Origin of the sequence: Limnohabitans sp. 103DPR2, assembly GCF_001412575.1 — a bacterium.
Classification (GTDB): Bacteria; Pseudomonadota; Gammaproteobacteria; order Burkholderiales; family Burkholderiaceae_C; genus Limnohabitans_A.
Genome location: NZ_CP011834.1, coordinates 962,452 through 980,420 on the forward strand (window position 1 = coordinate 962,452; position 17,969 = coordinate 980,420).

16 protein-coding genes and 1 pseudogene are annotated in these 17,969 nt (G+C 53.5%); 10 read left to right on the forward strand and 7 right to left on the reverse strand.

All coding sequences use genetic code 11. The features are described from left to right. Positions 1 to 213: 213 nt before the first annotated feature. The 4 genes from L103DPR2_RS04745 (at position 214) to L103DPR2_RS04760 (ending at position 1,898) form a co-directional block, all read left to right on the forward strand. On the forward strand, positions 214 to 426 hold the full coding sequence (locus L103DPR2_RS04745) for a DUF4287 domain-containing protein (RefSeq protein WP_055359988.1): 213 nt from the start codon (positions 214 to 216) through the stop codon (positions 424 to 426). Between the two features lie 87 nt (positions 427 to 513). After that, positions 514 to 897: a VOC family protein gene (locus L103DPR2_RS04750; RefSeq protein WP_055359989.1), complete on the forward strand. Its 384-nt coding sequence runs from the start codon at positions 514 to 516 to the stop codon at positions 895 to 897. 42 nt (positions 898 to 939) lie between these two features. Continuing rightward, entirely contained in the window at positions 940 to 1,386 is a 447-nt protein-coding gene (locus L103DPR2_RS04755; RefSeq protein ID WP_082466716.1) for an FKBP-type peptidyl-prolyl cis-trans isomerase, read from the forward strand. 44 nt (positions 1,387 to 1,430) lie between these two features. Then, positions 1,431 to 1,898, forward strand: coding sequence for a DUF3237 domain-containing protein (locus L103DPR2_RS04760; RefSeq protein ID WP_055359990.1), 468 nt, complete (start codon positions 1,431 to 1,433; stop codon positions 1,896 to 1,898). A gap of 45 nt (positions 1,899 to 1,943) precedes the next feature. Here the strand turns inward: L103DPR2_RS04760 and L103DPR2_RS04765 are convergent, their stop codons facing one another. Then, entirely contained in the window at positions 1,944 to 2,915 is a 972-nt protein-coding gene (locus L103DPR2_RS04765; RefSeq protein WP_055361850.1) for a Bug family tripartite tricarboxylate transporter substrate binding protein, read from the reverse strand. Between the two features lie 125 nt (positions 2,916 to 3,040). On the opposite strand from L103DPR2_RS04765, the gene L103DPR2_RS04770 reads away from it, so the two are divergent. Beyond that, positions 3,041 to 4,024: an amidohydrolase family protein gene (locus L103DPR2_RS04770; RefSeq protein ID WP_055359991.1), complete on the forward strand. Its 984-nt coding sequence runs from the start codon at positions 3,041 to 3,043 to the stop codon at positions 4,022 to 4,024. A 13-nt stretch (positions 4,025 to 4,037) separates the two neighbouring features. Here L103DPR2_RS04770 and L103DPR2_RS04775 read toward each other — a convergent pair whose 3' ends face one another. Beyond that, a complete protein-coding gene (locus L103DPR2_RS04775; RefSeq protein WP_055361851.1) occupies positions 4,038 to 5,699 on the reverse strand; it encodes an FAD-dependent oxidoreductase in 1,662 nt (553 codons plus the stop codon). A gap of 8 nt (positions 5,700 to 5,707) precedes the next feature. Next, complete coding sequence (locus L103DPR2_RS04780) at positions 5,708 to 6,697, reverse strand: Bug family tripartite tricarboxylate transporter substrate binding protein (protein ID WP_082466717.1); 990 nt, start codon at positions 6,695 to 6,697, stop codon at positions 5,708 to 5,710. 208 nt (positions 6,698 to 6,905) lie between these two features. Between L103DPR2_RS04780 and L103DPR2_RS14480 the strand changes: the two are divergent. The 5 genes and pseudogenes from L103DPR2_RS14480 (at position 6,906) to L103DPR2_RS04810 (ending at position 13,539) form a co-directional block, all read left to right on the forward strand. Continuing rightward, positions 6,906 to 7,883 (forward strand): annotated as a pseudogene (locus tag L103DPR2_RS14480) (Bug family tripartite tricarboxylate transporter substrate binding protein). A 2-nt stretch (positions 7,884 to 7,885) separates the two neighbouring features. Next, positions 7,886 to 9,613: a thiamine pyrophosphate-requiring protein gene (locus tag L103DPR2_RS04795; protein WP_231717683.1), complete on the forward strand. Its 1,728-nt coding sequence runs from the start codon at positions 7,886 to 7,888 to the stop codon at positions 9,611 to 9,613. Positions 9,614 to 9,673: 60 nt separating this feature from the next. Continuing rightward, positions 9,674 to 10,663, forward strand: a complete 990-nt coding sequence (locus L103DPR2_RS04800; RefSeq protein ID WP_055359995.1) for a Bug family tripartite tricarboxylate transporter substrate binding protein — start codon at positions 9,674 to 9,676, stop codon at positions 10,661 to 10,663. Positions 10,664 to 10,672: 9 nt separating this feature from the next. Continuing rightward, complete coding sequence (locus L103DPR2_RS04805) at positions 10,673 to 11,866, forward strand: FAD-dependent monooxygenase (protein WP_055359996.1); 1,194 nt, start codon at positions 10,673 to 10,675, stop codon at positions 11,864 to 11,866. Further along, positions 11,863 to 13,539, forward strand: coding sequence for an FAD-dependent oxidoreductase (locus L103DPR2_RS04810; RefSeq protein WP_055359997.1), 1,677 nt, complete (start codon positions 11,863 to 11,865; stop codon positions 13,537 to 13,539). The genes L103DPR2_RS04805 and L103DPR2_RS04810 overlap by 4 nt, the downstream gene beginning before the upstream one ends. A 50-nt stretch (positions 13,540 to 13,589) precedes the next feature. Here the strand turns inward: L103DPR2_RS04810 and hemC are convergent, their stop codons facing one another. The 4 genes from hemC to L103DPR2_RS04830 are packed head-to-tail and all read right to left on the reverse strand — an operon-like array spanning position 13,590 to position 17,827. After that, complete coding sequence (gene hemC / locus L103DPR2_RS04815) at positions 13,590 to 14,525, reverse strand: hydroxymethylbilane synthase (protein WP_055359998.1); 936 nt, start codon at positions 14,523 to 14,525, stop codon at positions 13,590 to 13,592. Positions 14,526 to 14,542: 17 nt separating this feature from the next. Further along, positions 14,543 to 15,544, reverse strand: a complete 1,002-nt coding sequence (gene hemB, locus L103DPR2_RS04820) for a porphobilinogen synthase (RefSeq protein WP_055359999.1) — start codon at positions 15,542 to 15,544, stop codon at positions 14,543 to 14,545. A gap of 35 nt (positions 15,545 to 15,579) precedes the next feature. Continuing rightward, positions 15,580 to 16,488 (reverse strand): oxygen-dependent coproporphyrinogen oxidase, encoded by a 909-nt coding sequence (hemF, locus tag L103DPR2_RS04825; RefSeq protein WP_055360000.1) that lies wholly within the window; start codon positions 16,486 to 16,488, stop codon positions 15,580 to 15,582. Between the two features lie 10 nt (positions 16,489 to 16,498). After that, on the reverse strand, positions 16,499 to 17,827 hold the full coding sequence (locus tag L103DPR2_RS04830; RefSeq protein ID WP_055360001.1) for a DUF3422 family protein: 1,329 nt from the start codon (positions 17,825 to 17,827) through the stop codon (positions 16,499 to 16,501). Between the last annotated feature and the right edge of the window lie 142 nt (positions 17,828 to 17,969).

Here is a 17,969-nt window from a genome sequence, read left to right on the forward strand (position 1 = left end):
AAAGCCCTGTCAGGAATGACAGGGTTTTTTTACGTCCTGCCTATGATTCCAGTCCTAAAATATCAGGTCAATGGTTGCGCAATAATGCAAAAATCCTTAAAAAGAAGCGTCATGAAGCCCTTTGATGGACAAGCTGCTACCGTTGGAAATGGTTCTGTGGTGGCGGTCTATTGCATGACAGTCTGATGGTTATCAGTTAATGAAAGAAACGAGATGAGCGAACAACTCAAAGCGACAGGCCCAGCTTCTTACTTTCCATCCATTGAAAAGAAATACGGGCAACCCATAGACCATTGGATCAAGCTTGTGAAGCAACATAAATGTTTGAAACACATGGAACTTGTGAGTTGGCTGAAGAGTGAACACGGCATGGGTCACGGGCACGCCAATGCCATCGTTGCGTATTGTCTTGCACAGCAGAAATAAGCCCTTGCTTAATACTGATACCTCAACACTTCAATTTGAATGAAAATGATTCAAGTTGCTAAAACCCATTAACCAAAGGAAAAATCAATGTTCAGTCACGTGATGGTCGGCGCCAATGACCTCGAGGCATCCAAAAAGTTTTACGACGCAGTGCTTGGCACTTTGGGCATCGGCCCTGGTGTGATCAATAACAACACGCGTTATTTCTACCGCACCCCCAAGGGTTCTTTTTCCATCACCCAACCTCTGGACGGCCAGCCCGCTACGCCCGCCAATGGTGGCACGATTGGCTTTCTGGCAGAAACACTAGAGCAAGTCCACGCATTTCATGCAGCCGGCATTGCCAACGGTGGAACGCCCTGTGAAGATCCACCAGGACCCCGTGAAGGTTCATTTGGCACTTTGAATTTGGCCTACCTTCGCGATCCCATTGGCAACAAGATTTGCGTTTTGCATCGTCCTGCCAAGTAAGCTTGCAGAAAAAATTCAGACAACTTACCAAAGACATTCAAGATGCATTCAATTCAAGCTACTTTCACTGCACTGGCTTTGTGTGCCGTTGCTGCTTCTTCTGCACTTGCGCAAAGCGACTTTGCGCATGTGGCGGCCAAAGAGTCAGGCGCCAAAGTTACCGCTTCCGGATTGGTGTTCCGATCGTTGCAAGACGGACAGGGCGCAAGTCCTTCCGCCACCGATAAGGTGAAAGTGCATTACCGCGGTACGTTTCCCGATGGCAAGGAATTTGACAGCTCCTACAAGCGCAATCAGCCCATCGACTTTCCATTGAACGCTGTCATTCCTTGCTGGACCGAAGGTGTTCAATTGATGAAGGTGGGTGGCAAGGCCAAGTTGACATGCCCGCCAGGTATTGCCTATGGCGCCAGGGGTGCTGGTGGCGTCATTCCGCCCAACGCAACGCTGCAATTTGAAGTTGAACTGATTGCCATTGCGGGTCGATAAATTCACGCCATCTTTTTGAAAACTGCCCAAAACTGACTCTACTCATGTTTGATTTACCAACCCCCGAACTCAAATTCTTTGCCGATCTGTCGGTTCAAGTGGACAAGCCGCAAGAGGTTGGTGCCACTGTGCATGGGCAGCGCCGTGTCATCCCCATCTTGGGCGGCGAAGTTCATGGCAATGGCTGGACGGCCCGCGTGCTTCGCGGTGGTGCAGATTTTCAAATGATTGTGAATCAGAGTTTGGCAGAACTCGATGCAAGGTACGTTTTGGAAACGGATGCCGGCGATTTCATTTTTGTTCAAAATCGCGCTGTTCGCACTGCACCACCCGAGGTCATGGCGCGATTAATTCGCGGCGAGAAAGTAGACCCGCAACTTGTTTACTTCCGCTGCACACCCCAATTTGAAACAGCTTCAAAATCGCTGTCTTGGATCAGCGAAAAATTGTTCATTGGCACTGGTGCAAGGCATCCCGACAAAGTGGTCATGCGCTTTTTTGAAGTGATGTAGTGCCCAAGTCCTAGGGCCTTGAGCACTGCGATAGGAACTCGTAGCTTATTCCGCGGTATAACCCGAAGCCTTAATAGGCGCTTCCCAACGCTTCAAGTGTGTGGCCTGCGAAGCTGTCAAAGCCGCGGCATTGGCATAACTAGGTACCAATCCAAAGCCTTTGATGCGGTTTTGAATTTCAGGATTGTTCAAAGCTTGCGCCACAGCATCGCTGATCTTTTGTGTGCGGTCGGCTTGCATGCCGGCAGGGCCATACAAACCAAAGAAAGCATCGGCCACCACATTGATGCCGACTTCTTTCAAGGTGGGTACTTCGGGTAAAGCAGCAGAGCGTGATTCACCTGTCACAGCCACAATTTTCAGCTTGCCTGTTTTGTGGTGCTCGAGTGTTTCGGAGGCGGTGTCAATCATGACGGGAATTTGGCCACCTATGAGGTCTTGTGCGGCGGGCGCGCCACCTTTGTAGGCTACATGCGTCATGGGTGTGTTGGATTCTTGGGCCAACAACTGACCTGCAAAGTGAGGCACCGTGCCTGCGCCAGAGGTTGCGTAGTTGGCTTTGCCTGGATTGGCCTTCAGCCAGCCCATCAAAGATTTGATGTCTGTTGCGGGGGCACCGGGGCCTGTGGTGACTGCAAAGTCAAACGTGGTGACGCGCGCAATGGGCGAGAAATCTTTGACAGGGTCGTAGCCCAAGTTTTTGTACAACCAAGGCATGATGACCAAACCACCCGAGGGCACCAAGGCCAAGGTGTTGCCATCGGGATTGGCGCGCTTCAGTTCGCCAAGTGCAATGCGACCCGCGGCGCCGGGTTTGTTTTCGACGATGACGTTCTGATCGAGCGAGGTGCGCATGCGTTCGGCCAACAAACGGGCCACCACGTCAACAGAGCCACCTGGCGGAAAGCCCACGAGAATTTTCAAAGTCGGTTTGTCTTGTGCAATTGCAGTACCCGAAAAGCCAGCCAATGCCATGCCAGCGCTCAACAGAGCAAGTTTCAAAAATTGACGCTTCATGAGAATTCCTATCGTGGTGAAATCAATGGACAACTGAAAAGACCAAGTTTGGCCATAATCAGGCACAAAGCCCATTGGGGTTTTCATGATGTCAGCCAAATATTCATTCAACGGAGACCAAGACCATGTCAGTCATTGATGTTCACACGCACATGTTTACCCCCAAGTGGCTGGAGCTGCTGAAAGCCGAAGGCGGCCAGTACAACATCAAAACAAGGCCAGACGGTCAGCAAGAGGTTTTTCGCGGGGACACACCGGTGGTCATTCCGCAAAAGGGTCATTTCGATTACGACCTGCGCATCAAGCACATGGACGCTGCAGGCATCGACATTTCAGTGGTGTCGCTCACTTGTCCCAATGTGTATTGGGGCAATGAAGAGATCAGCTGCCGTGCAGCCCGCGAGTCCAATGACACCATGGCCCAAGCGCAAACGACCTACCCCGACCGCATTCGTTGGTTTACATCCTTACCCTGGGAATATCCTCAAAGGGCGATTGAGGAGCTAGACCGCACCTGCCGCAACGGCGCAAGCGGTGTGATGGTCTTGGCCAATATTTCTGGCAAAAGCCTGACCGATCCTATGTTTGCGCCCATTTGGGCCGAGATCGACAAACGCGGCTTGCCCGTGTTGGTACACCCCACCGATCCGCCTGGCGTGGACATGATGGACATGACCAAATTCGATTTGAGCTGGTCTGTGGGTTTCATGTTTGACACCACGCTGGCCATCACGCGCATGATTTTTGAAGGCTTCTTTGACAAGTACCCCAAACTCAAAATCATTGCATCGCACGGCGGCGGCACCTTGCCCTATTTGGTGGGCCGATTTGAAAAAGGCGATGAAGTGGAAATTGCTTCACGCCGTCAAATGAAGCAAAAGCCCACAGACTACTTGCGTCACATTTACTACGACACCATCACTTACAACTTGGGTGCGTTGGAGTATTTGATCTCGGTGGTGGGACAAGACCACGTGATGTTTGGCACCGATTGGCCGCACCAAGTGCACGACACCAAAGGCTCGTTCGCCAACACGGCCAAGCTGTCCGACAAAGCCTGTGCAGCCATTCGCGGTAGCAATGCTGAACGCGTGTTCAACATCACTTAAGCCACGACGATCGTCAGGCCATGGCAGTGGCCTGACCCTTCAGCAGGGCCATCAAGTCTTCTGCTGCATCGGGCAGGCTGTTGCCACGCCACACCACGTGTTGATCGGTTCTGCACAAAATCAATTTGTGCTTGTAGGCTTCAGGAATTTGAGTTTGCTTGACCAAATCAACGAAGGTCATGGGCACATTCTGTGCCTTGGCTTGGTCTAAAAAGCCTTGCACATCCACTGTGTCGTCCATGCGCAGCAGGCTGTAACCTTTGCCCAACAGGTCGTAAAGCGAAGTGCCGTCATCCAGCCAGAAATGAGGCGTACGGCAACCCGGCAGCGTGGAAGGTGTGAACGATCCCATGGAATAAGCTGGCGCAGCCTCTTCCTCATGCGCAATGATGGGTGAGCCTTCGTAGTAATAACCAAAGTTAAGACCTTCGCAGCAAAATTGCTGAACGTTCAACTCGTAGGCTTCGTCACCTGTGGCTTTTCTAGCGGCTTCTCCCTCTGCGTCCATGGCTTCAATGTTGTGTGGCACGGCACGGCGTGCTTTGATCATTTTCTGCGCATGGTTCATCACGAAATGCGAGACTTGCTCTGTGATGGGGAAGCGCTCGGCTTCGTAGGCGTCCAAAATGGAGGGCGCTGCCCAGCCCTTGATGGCGGCGTCTAACAGCCATGCCAAGTTGGTGGCATCGGCAATGCCTGCATTCATGCCGTAGCCCGCATAGGGCACCCACAAATGCGCTGCATCGCCTGCCAAAAACACGCGGCGATCGCGGAATTGGTTGGCCAACAAGCGACGACCCACCCAGTCTTCTTTGGTGATGACGTCGTACTTGAAATCGGCATCCACACCCAAAATGTTGCGAATCGATTGGTCACGGTCAACGGAGTCAAACTCGGGCTCGGTAGGGTGCAAATGGTTGTGCACCAACCAGTTATCCTTGCCATCGATTGCAAACACGGTGCCGCACCGGCGGGTATTGACCGAGTAATAGCACCAAGCGGGTTTGCCTGGCAGCAAATGGATCAAATCGGGGGCGTGAATGTAGGTCGACTGAACGCGCTGAATCATTTCAGTGCCTTCTAACTTGGCACCTATCTTTTTGCGCACAAACGAACTGCCACCGTCGCAGCCCGCCACGTAACGTACGCGTACAGTTTGACTTTCTTGGGTGTCCAAATTCAGCAAGCTGACATTGACACCTTCTTCGTCTTGCACGATGTCGGTCACTTGGGTTCGGTTGCGCAAGCTCACGCCCTTGTGCGACACAGCATGCTTCAACAGCAAAGGTTCCAAATAGATTTGGTTGATGCGGTGCGGCGGCTCGGGTGTGTCCCAGCCTGTATCGGGACCTTGGGTTTCTGTATAACGCGTGCTTCTGCCGGGGATGGGAATGCGCGTCAGTTCCATGCCCGTCATGCTGGTGCGAAACACCACGTCGTTGGGGTAGTCTTCTGGCAAACCTGCAGCGCGCAATGTTGGCGCTATGCCCAGACGTCTGAAGTGCTCCATGCTGCGCGCTGAAACGTGGTTGCATTTCACATTGGGTGGTTGGGCAAATTCCCGAATTTCAGCCATCAAGACGGTGACGCCGCGCTGCGCCAAATCGGTGGCCAGTGTTAAGCCCACGGGGCCTGCGCCCACCACCAAGACATCGCTGTCAAATTTTGTAGACATGTTGAACTTCAATTCAATTTGATATTGGCTTGGCGAATCACGCGCGCCCATTTTTGGGTTTCGCTTTTGATGTATGCATCAAAGCCTTCGATCGACGTGGCAACAGGTTCCATGCCGTTTTGACGCATTTGCGATTTGATCGCTTCATCGTTCAAAGCTGCTGTGAATTCGGCGTGCAGGCGTTGAATGATTTGGGGCGGTGTGCCGGTAGGCGCCACCAAGCCAAACCAACCGGTAGAGTCATAGCCAGTGAGACCACTTTCAGACAAGGTGGGCACGTCGGGTAAATTGCTCAAGCGTTTGGGACTGGTCACCGCAAAGGCTTTGAGCTTGCCCGCTTTGATGTGGGGCAGTGCTGCTGCCAAATCGGTGATCGACAATTGAATTTGACCCGACAGCGTGTCCATGGCGGCAGGTCCAGAACCGCGGTAAGGCACTTCGATCAATTTGACGTCGGCCATTTGGGTGAACAAGGCTGTCGACAGATGCATGGCGGTGCCATTGCCACCGTGGCCAATCGACACTTTGCCCGGTTGTGATTTGGCCAACGCAATCAGCTGCTGCAGGTTGTCGGCTGGCACTGAAGGATGACCCACCAGCACGAAGGGAATGGAGGCCAACATGGTGATGGGCGCAAAATCTTTGGTCACATCAAATGGCATTTGGGGGTAGAGGCTGACGTTGGCGGTCAGCCCGCCAGCAGCCCCTACGCCCAACACATAACCATCGGGTGCGGCTTTGGCCACTGCGGTTAAACCAATGTTGCCACCAGCACCAGGTCGGTTGTCTAAAACCAGTGGGTGTCCCAATTTATCGTTCAGGCGCGTGGACAAGATTCGGATGATGGCATCCGAGCTGCCACCCGGGGGGAAGGTCACCACCACTTTGATGGGCTTGGTGGGATAGTCATTGGATTGTGCAAAGCCGCTTTGGCAAATCGTCAAGCCCAATAAAGCGCTGAAGACCAAAGACTTCCATTGAATCATGCGACTGTACATAAATGCTCCTTGAATTGGCGACAACTTTAGCGGTGCGTTTTTGCATTGGCAATGGGTGGTTCAACCCATCCTCGCTATTCTTCAGCGCCACAAGAGCCAGAGCGCGTAGGTGTGTGACGGAAGCTCACAAACTTGGGGTTTTCATGCTTTGCCGCCCTTAAGGGGCGTGATAGCGTGACAACACAGTTTTTGTGGAAGTGACCTCATCATGCAGATCCCCTTGATTCGCCAACTCATCCTCCTCTGCCTGCTGGGCTTGTTGCCTTTTGGCAGTTTTGCGCAAGAGTGGCCGGCCAAACCCATCCGCATCGTGGTGCCGTATCCAGCCGGCGGCGGTGTGGATGCCGCGGCCCGATTGGTCGCGCAGCATCTCACCACCGTGTTGGGTCAGTCCACCGTGATCGATCCCAAGCCAGGTGGCGGCACCGTGATCGGTGCGGACATGGTGGCACGTGCAGCACCCGATGGTTACACCTTTCTGCTGACAGGTGGCTCCACCATGTCCCTGCTGCCCCTCACTCACCCTGGCAAGTTGCCCTTTGACCCATAGCAAGACTTTGCACCCGTCAGCATGGTGTCGCGTTTGCCTTTTTTCCTGATCACATCGCCGGTCAACAAGTACAACTCGCTGAAAGAGTTGATGGCCGATGCCAAATCCAAACCAGGCCAATTGCCATATGCCAGCAACGGCATCGGCTCCATGGGCCATGTGGGCACCGCCATGCTGACGCAAAGCGCTGGCGTGGACATGATTCACGTGCCTTACCAAGGATTCCCGCCAGCCGTTTCCGACTTGGTCACGGGCCGTGTGGTGATGGTGATGGCCGACCTGGCGCCAGTCAAAGGGCAAATTCAAGCGGGTACGTTGCGTGCCATGGCAGTGGCCTCGCATCAGCGCTCCCGCTTTATGCCAGAGGTGCCCACCTTGGCTGAAGCAGGCTATCCAGGCAATGAGTTTGAAATTTGGTTGGCCTTGTATGCGCCTGCCAAAACGCCTGCCAACATTGTGGCGCGCGTTGGACAAGAAGTGAAAAAGTTCTTGGACATGCCCAGCACCCGCGAAGCCTTCAGCAAGCTGGGCCATGAAAGCGACAGTGCCGGCCCCGAGGTGGTTCGCCAAAGAATTGAATCTGAATTGAAATCGATGTTGCCCGTTGTCAAATCGGCTGGCCTCCTCAACAAATGACCATGACCGACACCTACACACGCACAGCTTCCCATGACTTGCTTCAAGGCTTGGTTGATTTAGGCATTGACTATTTGTTTTGCAATTTGGGCACAGACCACGCCCCCCTGATTGAAGAGATGGCGCATTGGCGTGCACAAGGTCGCTCGTTTCCCAAACTGATCTTGTGTCCGCACGAGAACACGGCGGTTCACATGGCGGGCGGTTATGCCGTAGCAACAGGCCGCGGACAGGCGGTGCTGGTGCACGTGGATGCTGGCACTGCCAACGCGGCCATGGGCCTGCACAACCTGTGCCGCACACGGATTCCAGTGTTGTTGATTGCGGGTCGTGCGCCCATGAGCACATTCGATCAAGCCACGGGTGGTCGCGACACCTATGTGCATTTCATTCAAGAGCCTTTTGACCAAGCCAGTGTGGTTCGGCCCTATGTGAAATGGGAATACAACTTGGCATGGCCCGCCATGGCGCATGAGGTTGTTTCAAGGGCAGGGGCGGTGATGCAAAGCGATCCAACAGGACCGGTGTACCTCACACTGCCCCGCGAGGTCTTGGCGGCGCCCGTAGATGCCAGCAGCATCGGTGCTTACGGTCATCAAAACCATTTGCCTGTGAAAGCGCAGGGTGCTGATTTGGCGGCGGTGCAAGCCATTGCGGACAAGTTGATGGCTTCAGAAAATCCGATGCTGGTCACGGCCTATGCAGGCAGAAACCATGAGGCGCCTGCTTTGATTGAAAAATTGGCGACCTTGTGCGGCATGCGTGTTTGTGAGTTCAACACGATCTATCTGAACATCCGCCGAGATTCACCTTATTTTGCAGGCTACAACCCCGCAGCTTTTACAGAGCAGGCCGACTTTGGTTTGATGGTTGACGTGGATGTGCCTTGGATTCCCAAAACAACGCGCGTCAATCCCAAAGCTTATTGGGCGCAGTTGGATGTCGATGCCATCAAGCGCGACATTCCGATGTGGGGCTTCCCCTTGAATGCACGCATCGAAGGCGACAGCGTCAAGTTACTCCAGCAATTGATTGCGGTCATTGAGCAAACAGCAAGTGCCGAATTCAAACGCAAAGCGCAAGCGCGTGGTCAAGCACTTCAACAGGCACATCAGTCCAATCAGCAGCGAGTGGCTGCATTGGCCAGTGCACCGGGCACCTTGAATGCCATCAATCCGCACTACCTGTGTGCGGCATTGGCGCAACAAATCAAGCCGGACGATGTGATTTTGAATGAGGCCATTCGCAACACCATGGCGGTCTTTGAGCAAATTCCGCGTGAATTGCCAGGCAGTTTGGTCGGCCTGTCGGGCGGTGGACTTGGGTTTTCCGCAGGCACGGCTTTGGGCATTAAATTGGCGCAAGCTAAGAGCCGCGTGATTCATTTTGTGGGCGATGGTTCGTTTTACTTTAGCAACCCCAGTGCGGTGTATGCAGTGGCGCGTCAATACAACTTGCCCATCCTGACGGTCCTTCTAGACAACGGCGGATGGTCGGCTGTGAAGGAGTCGACCTTGCGCATGTACCCCCAAGGGGAAGCGAAAGAGACCAATCAATTTGCTTCCGATTTGGGTTACGGCACAGATTTCGCAGCCATTGCAGAAGCCGCAGGCGCGCATGGCGAGAGGCTGTCAGATCCAGCGGATGTTGCTGCCGCTGTGGCACGCTGCTTGGCGGCCTTGGACGCTGGACAAAGCGCACTGCTGCATGTGCGCATCACCCCACTCTAACTGAACGCCTCGTTAAAGATTGAGTTTTTCCAAAGCATTGAGATTGAACAGGAAACAAACATGACACACACCCAATTTTCTTCAAGCAAGCGCATGGCTGTTGTTGGAACGGCATTGACCTTGTTGGCCAGTTTGGCTGGCGTGGTGCATGCACAAACTGCGTGGCCTTCTAAGCCGGTGCGCATTGTGGTGCCTTATGCGCCCGGTGGCGCCAACGACATCTTGGCCCGCGTGGTGGCCGAAAAATTAGCGCCGGCATTAGGTCAACCTGTGGTGGTTGAAAACAAACCTGGTGCTGGTGCCATTGTGGGGACCGAGTTGGTGGTCAAAGCGGCCCCCGATGGCTACACCTTGCTGATGGCGGCCAGTGGACCCATTGTGTTCAATCCCGCTTTGGTAGCCAAACTGTCATACAACCCCATGACCGATTTGACGCCCATTTCATTGGTGGGTTCTTTCCCCATGATTTTGGCGGTGAACGAAGCATCACCTGCCAAGACGTTTGCCGAACTGGTCAACCTCACCAAGGCCAACCCGAGCAAGTTCAATTACTCGTACCCATCCGCTTCGTTTCAGCTGGTGATGGAGTTGGTCAAAACCAAAACGGGCTTGAAAGCCATGAACGTGCCTTATCAAGGCAGTGCCCCCTCCATCAATGCGGTGCTCACCCAAGAAGTGCAAATGACCTTGATTGACTCGGGCCCCATTGCCGCTTTGTTGAAAGCTGGCAAATTGCGTGCACTGGGTGTGACCTCAGAGCAGCGCCTGGCCGCCTACCCTCAAGTGCCAACCTTGAAAGAGCAGGGCGTGGATGTGTCGGTCAATTTCTGGAGTGGCTTGCTGGCGCCTGCAGGCACGCCGGCGCCGATTGTGAAGCGTGTGCAAGAAGAAGTGGCGCGCATCATGGCCTTGCCTGATGTGCAAGAGCGCATGGCCAAGTTGGACATCAAAGCTGTGGGCAGCTCTTCTGCAGATTTGGCCAAAACCATTTCGCAAGAAATTCAACTTTGGACCCAAGTGGCCAAAGACAACAACATCAAAGCTGAGTGATGGTTCTGAATGAATGACAAGCGAATCGCCATTGCTGGCGCTGGCATCGCAGGCCTGACCACTGCGCTGTCTTTGTTGCAGTTGGGTTGGAAGGTGGATGTCTATGAGCAAGCATCGCAATTAGGCGAGGTGGGTGCAGGCCTGCAAATTTCACCCAACGGCACACGCATTCTTCAAAGTTTGGGTTTGGAAAATGCCTTGCGCCAAGTGGTGTCTAAAGCGCAGGGCAAAGAGATTCGCATGTGGAATACAGGTCAACGTTGGAAGTTGTTTGACCTGGGTGATGATTGCTTGTCGCGCTTTGGCGCGCCTTATTGGATGGTGCACCGAGGTGACCTGCACAAAGTGTTGTTAGATGCTTTCAACGCAAGGTCGGATGCACCGGTGAGGTTGAATGCCCGGGTGGTGTCTGCGCAAAGTACCTCAGGCGGTGCAAGTTTCGAATTGCAAGATGGCAGTCGCCACACAGCCTATGGCTTGATTGCCTCTGATGGCGTTCACTCGGTGTTGCGCGAAAAGTTGTTGGGCGAAGACAAAGCGCAATTCACAGGTTTGTTGGCTTGGCGTGGTTTGGTTCCCATTCAATCCATTGCGTCGCATTTACAAGCGCCCGTGGGGACCAATTGGGTGGGGCCGGGTGCGCATGTCATCACTTACCCTGTTCGCGGTGGCCAACTGATGAACGTGGTGGGCATCATTGAAAAAGAGGGCTGGCAGGGTGAATCGTGGACAGAGCAGGGCACGCACGAAGAGCTGCTTCAAGACTTTGGTCACTGGCATGAGGATGTGCTTGCGTTGATGCGCAAAATTGAGCAACCCTTTAAATGGGCCTTGCTTGGCAGAACCCCACAAAGAGGATGGGCGCAAGGATCGATTTGCCTGGTGGGCGATTCCGCACATCCCACCTTGCCTTTTTTAGCGCAAGGCGCCAACATGGCCATCGAAGATGCTGCTGTCATGGCGCGTTGTTTAGACGCTTATTCAACGGCCCCAGAAGCCTTTGAGAAATTTGAAGCACTGCGTTGGCAACGCACAGCCGACATCGTGAACCGCTCTAGTGACAACGCCAAGCGCTTTCACAACCCCCAACTTTCCGATGCCAACAAAGCGGTTGACTATGTCAGCACTGAATGGGAGCCCGAAAAAGTTCGCCGACGCTACGACTGGCTGTTTGAATACGATGCATTGAAGGTGACAGTATGAGCGCCGACATCAAATTCAACACACCTGTGTTGATTGTGGGCGCTGGCCCCGTGGGCATGACCATGGCTTTGTGTTTAGCCCAAAGAGGCATTGCCAGTGTCTTGGTGGAATTGCGCGCCGCAGAGGTATTGCCCGATGTGAAGTGCAACCACATTTCAGCGCGCAGCATGGAACTGTTCCGAGCCTTGGGGGTGTCGCAAGACTTGCGCGCAGCAGGTCTGCCAGATGACTACCCGCACAGTGTGTCTTACAGAACCAGCACCTTGGGTGAAGAGATTGCCAGAATTCACATCCCAGGCCGAAACACACGCCTCACCGATCACTCAGGTCCGGATGGCCATTGGCCAACACCAGAGCCTCCGCACAGAATCAATCAGCGTTACATCGAACCCATTCTGCGGCAGCATGTTCAAAAGCAAGCCTTGATCACTTGTTTGTACAAGCACCAGGTGATTGCCTTTGAACAGGATGAACACCAAGTTACCGCGCAAGTTCAAAACTTGGAACAGCCTGATGCACCTGCTTTCGCCATTCAAGCCTCGTATTTGGTGGGCTGCGATGGCGGACGCTCCATGGTCCGTAAAGGCATTGGCGCCAAATTGGTCGGCGACGAAGTGGTGCAACGGGTTCAAAGCACTTGCATCCGTGCCCCGGGACTGATTGCGAAAATGAAAGCTGCACCGGCTTGGGCCATGTTCACGGTCAACCCGCGCCGTAGCGGCAACATCTACGCCATTGATGGCAAAGAGGTTTGGCTGATTCACAACTACTTGCGCGACCATGAGGTGGATTTTGAGGCCGTCGATCGAGATTGGGCCATCCGAACCATTTTGGGTGTGGGTGATGATTTCGAATATCAAGTCATGAGCAAGGAAGACTGGATTGGGCGAAGGCTGGTCAGTGATCAGTTGCAAAGTGGCAAAGTCTTTGTGGCCGGAGATGCCGCCCACTTGTGGGTACCCTATGCAGGCTATGGCATGAATGCAGGGTTGGCAGATGCGGCCAATTTGGCCTGGCATTTGGCAGCACAACTAGAAGGCTGGGCGGCGCCACAAGCTTTGAGTGCTTATGAAAAAGAGCGACATCCCATCACCGAGCAAGTGTCGCGCTTTGCCATGAACCATGCGCATGCCATGAGCCAACGACGCCGGCAAATTCCAGAGAATCTGGAAGAAGACAGTCCGGCTGGTCAAGCGGCTCGCACCGAGTTTGGCCAAGATTTGTACGACTTGAATGTTCAGCAGTATTGCTGTGCAGGGCTGAACTTCGGCTACTACTACGATCAGTCGCCTGTGATGGTCTATGACGAAGAGCGCGCGCCCGATTACAGCATGGGCAGCTTTCAATCCTCCTCAGTTCCCGGTTGTCGTGCACCGCATTTCTGGCTGGCAGAGGGGCGCTCAGTTTATGACGCCTTGGGGCCAGCCTACACCTTGCTTTGCTTTGTCAACCCGGTTTGCGAAACAGTCGAAGCCTTGAAAGGGCAAGCCGCAGTCGCGCGCATGCCTTTGGCTGTCATCGACGTCTCCTCGCAAGCGAATGTGCCGCCTGAGTATCGCCATGCTTTTGTGCTGGTGCGCTCGGATGCGCACACAGTTTGGCGAGGTGATGCTTTGAACCTAGAAACTGCTCAAGGGGTGATTGCAAAATTGTGTGGATTTGCTTCGCACTGAAACAAAGCTTCAATCATTCAATTGCTTGAATCCCAGGGCCTGATGCCAATTCATTTGATGACGGCAACAGCCCCTTTTTGAATCAGTTGTTGTGCAACTCTGATGCCCAATTCACTGGATTGCTGCAGTACTGTGGGATGGTTCAGGTCGATCTCGCATTGATCTTTGGCTTGTATCAATGGGGCATGGCTGTTATGGGGATCACCCCATGCAGCGCTGATGGCCAAGACACCCTTCTCAAGTGTGGCGTGGGCCGCCAATGGCATTGAACAACTTCCGCCCATGGTGCGACTGACACCGCGCTCTGCATACACCCTGATGGCGGTTGGCAAATCATTCAAGGGTGTCAACAGCGCTGCCAAGTCGGGGCGATCGTCGCAAATTTCAATGCCAATGGCGCCTTGTCCTGCGGCAGGCATCATGCGGTCTAAATCAAAGCTATGTCGAATGCGTTCAGCCAACCCTAGGCGTTTGAGTCCCGCTGTGGCCAACACAATGCCGGCATATTGACCTTCATCGAGTTTACGCAAGCGTGTGTCCAAGTTGCCACGCAGGGGTTCGATTTTCAAATCAGGTCGCAGGGCATGCAGCAACACGGTTCTGCGCAAGCTGGAGGTGCCAACAACGGCGCCCTGAGGCAAACTTTCGAGGGAGTCAAAATGAGGCGAAACCCAGGCGTCGCGCGGATCTTCACGTTCTAAGATGCACGCCAGTGCAAAGCCTTGCGGTAAATCCATGGGCACATCTTTCAAGGAGTGCACCGCAATGTGGGCCGAGCCATCTGCCAGTGCAACTTCAAGTTCTTTGATGAACAAGCCTTTGCCGCCCACCTTGCTTAAAGGTTGATCCAAAATCTGATCGCCTAGAGTGGTCATGCCCAGCAATGACACCTGATGGCCTTGTGCTTCAAGCAATTGCTTCACGTGATGTGCTTGCCACAAAGCCAGTCGGCTTTCGCGGGTTGCAATGGTGATGGTGGAGGTCATAAAGAAGTGCTTTGATTTCAGTTGGAAGTCTTTAATTTTTTGGCAGCGTCGATGGCAAAGTAAGTCAAGATGCCATCAGCGCCGGCCCGTTTGAATGCCAGCAAGCTTTCCATCATCACGGCGTCGTGATCGAGCCAGCCATTTTGCGCAGCTGCTTTGAGCATGGCGTATTCACCAGACACTTGATAGGCGAAGGTGGGTACTTTGAACTCATCCTTGACCCGTCTTACGATGTCGAGGTAGGGCATGCCAGGTTTGACCATCACCATGTCGGCGCCTTCAGCAATGTCAAGCGCCACTTCGCGCAAGGCTTCGTCTGAATTGCCGGGGTCCATTTGGTAGGTTTTTTTATCACTCTTGCCCAGATTGGCGGCTGAACCTACGGCATCGCGGAACGGGCCATAAAAGGCGCTGGCATATTTGGCGCTGTACGCCATGATTTGGGTGTTGATGTGGCCATGTGCCTCAAGTGCTTCGCGAATGGCGCCAATGCGGCCATCCATCATGTCGCTGGGCGCCACCATGTCGACACCCGCTTGCGCTTGTGCCAAAGCTTGCTGTGTGAGCACTTTGACAGTGGCATCGTTCAGGATGTAGCCCGCCTCGTCCAGCAAACCGTCTTGTCCGTGGCTGGTGTAGGGGTCGAGCGCAACGTCGGTCATGATGCCCAGCGTTGGAAAATGTTTTTTCAAAGTGGCCACCACATGCGGCACCAAACCTTTGGGGTTGGTCGCCTCGATGCCATCGGGTGTTTTGAGGTGTGCGCTGATGACAGGAAAAAGCGCCATCACAGGAATGCCCAACTCAACGCATTCTTCTGCCACATGCATCAGCAAATCCAGACTGACGCGATCGACGCCGGGCATTGATTTGACAGACTCGCGGCGGTTTTCGCCTTCAAGCACAAACACCGGATAGATGAGATCGTTGACACTGAGTGCATGTTCTCTCACCAGTCGGCGGCTAAAGTCTGTTCGGCGCAAACGGCGAGGGCGATGGGCGGGAAAGGAGTTTGTCATGGTGTGGATGTCATCTCTGGTTGAGCAGTGGGATGTCAAACCCAATCGCGTTTCACGATGAAGTTTTGCATCAAATCGTGTTCGGGGGTGCCAGCTGGCGCTTGGTGCTGGTAAGACCAACTGACCAAGGGCGGCATAGACAGCAAAATGGATTCTGTACGGCCACCTGATTGCAAACCAAAATGCGTGCCGCGGTCCCAAACCAAATTGAATTCAACGTAGCGGCCGCGTCTGTAAAGCTGGTGTGCACGCTCCCTCTCACCGTAGGGTGTGTCCTTGCGTCTTTCAACGATTGGCATATAGGCGCTTAAAAATGCGTCGCCCACACTTTTCAAAACAGCGAAGCTTTTCTCGCTGCCAAACTCTGAAAAGTCGTCAAAGAAAACACCGCCAATGCCGCGTTGTTCATTGCGGTGTTTCAAGCAAAAATAGTCATCGCACCAAGCTTTGAAGCGGGGGTACAAATGCGCACCGTGTGGCGTCAATGCGTCTTTGCACGTTTGGTGAAAATGCACTGCATCTTCTTCAAAACCATAGTAGGGCGTGAGGTCCATGCCGCCACCAAACCAAGCCACGGTCTGGCCGTCTGCTGTTTTGGCTGACAGCATGCGCACATTCATGTGCACTGTTGGCGCGTAGGGATTGCGTGGATGAAAAACCAAGGAAACACCCATGGCTTCAAAGGGGGCGCCCGCCAACTCAGGTCTGTCGTGTGTGGCAGAAGGTGGCAGTTTGGGTCCTGTTACATGAGAAAAGCCACAGCCTGCTCTTTCAAACACAGCGCCGTTTTCAAGGATTTGCGTGATGCCACTGCCTTGCAAAGGCTCACCAGGTGGCTTGTGCCAGTGATCTGACAAAAAGCTGCCGCCATCTAAGTTGGCAATGCGTGTGGTAATGCTGCTTTGCAAGGATGTTAAGTAATTTCTAACGACTTGAGTGTCCATGTTCTCAATCTCAAAGTTCTTTCAAGCTTCGGTGGATGTGTTGGATCATTCGCCAACACACCAACAAAACTAAGGGGGTGCTAAATCCAGCCAGCATTTCTGGGTTGATGTTCAAGCCAGCCGCCTTCAATGCTTTGCCCAGGTAAAGGCAGAGACTGACGACGTAGTAAGTGATGGCTGCAATCGACAGGCCTTCCACAGTGGATTGCAGTCTGAGTTGCAGCGCTTGTCCGCGTGTGAGTTTTTCCAGCAGTTGCTGGTTTTGTGCTTCAGCCGCAATCTCGACGCGTGTTCGAAGCAATGCGCTGGCGCGTGACACACGTTGGGCCAGGGCAGCCAAACGCTCGGAGGTGGCATTGACAGTGGCCATGGCCGGTGCCAAGCGTCTTTGCATGAATTCGCCTACTGTTTGAATGCCCGACAAGGGACGTTCACGCATTTCAGAAATGCGTTCTTTGACAATGGCATCGTAGGCGCGTGCTGCCGAGAAACGGTAGCTGTGTTCAGCGGTGGTGCTTTCCACTTGCGCGGCCAAACTGGCCAAATCGCTCAACAGGACTTCGTCGCTGACGGTATTGGTTTCTAAGCGCGCGGTGATCTCGACCAATTGTGCTTCTGTGGTTGCCAACTTGCTTGCCAATTGCTTGGCCACAGGTAAGCTGAGCAAAGACATCATGCGATAGGTTTCAAGTTCCAACAATCGCTGTGCAATACGTCCGGCTCTGTTCTCGGATGTGCCGGGTGCAGCCATCACCAATATTCTTTCAAAGCCATCTGCGCCAATGCGCAAATTGGTGATCAGGTGTGAGTGTGAATTGGCGTCGGCGGTGCGGCCCATTTTGGCGCCAATGACGGTTCCTTCGCCCAACCACAATTTGGATTTGTAGATGGCATCTGGATCGTCCATGCCTTCGTTCAGCATGGCCAAGTGAATGGCTGTGATGGTTTTGCCGGGAATGCCTTTTAACCAAGCCATGCCCGTGGCAACGTGGGTGGCCAGGTCGGGCAAGGTGCTGCCCCAATGCGCATGCACGGGCAATGCCTGAACAATGGTGTAGCGCGTGAATTCGGTATGGCGTTCCCAAATGATTTTGAACTGATCACTTTGAAGTTGCAAAAAGTTGCCCTTCATTTGGTCGATGTCCAAACTGTCTTGACCGGCCAATTGCCGCAGGTGTTGGCATTCGTCCGAGACGCTGACACCTGCATTCAAGACAGCAACATAAACAATCAGGGCTGGCAGCTTGAAGGTGGCAGAGGGTCGCGTGTGAATTTCGTTGTGCAGCACAAAGCGTTGCGCATCGTCGATGGGCAAACAAGGCAATGAACGTTCATGCATATCGCTCCCTAAGGGGTTTTTCACCCCATGATTTGGCCCTAAATCAGCCAAAAATAAACTAAGTGTCAACATCTATTGACATTTCTCAACGTATTACTATATTGACATCTAATTCTGTCACGTTTCGTTGACGGTTCCTCTG